This window comes from Clostridium sp. DFI.1.208 (assembly GCF_024463855.1).
Classification (GTDB): Bacteria; Bacillota_I; Bacilli_A; order Erysipelotrichales; family Erysipelotrichaceae; genus Clostridium_AQ.
Window position 1 is genome coordinate 1 of record NZ_JANGCA010000361.1, and the last position, 237, is coordinate 237.

Here is a 237-nt window from a genome sequence, read left to right on the forward strand (position 1 = left end):
AGGTTGTATCTTCTTCATATTTTGCTTTTCTCAATGCTTCATCTGTTGCGAAATCGTTCGTTCCATCATTCCACTTCTGGAAATGATAGCCCTTGTCAGCCTTCACGGTCGATGGCTGTGTTGGGTGTGCGTCGATCGCTACAGGTTTGTTGTTTTCAATGACCAGCTTACCATTTTCAACTTCATACTTGTTGATCCATTCAACGGTTGTTCCACTCACCGTTCCCTTTTGGTCTG

General features: G+C 43.9%; 1 protein-coding gene. It reads right to left on the bottom strand.

Translation table 11 applies throughout. The features are described from left to right. A partial coding sequence (locus NE665_RS24905) for a hypothetical protein (RefSeq protein WP_256302804.1) occupies positions 1 to 220 on the bottom strand: 220 nt, incomplete at its 3' end. Between the last annotated feature and the right edge of the window lie 17 nt (positions 221 to 237).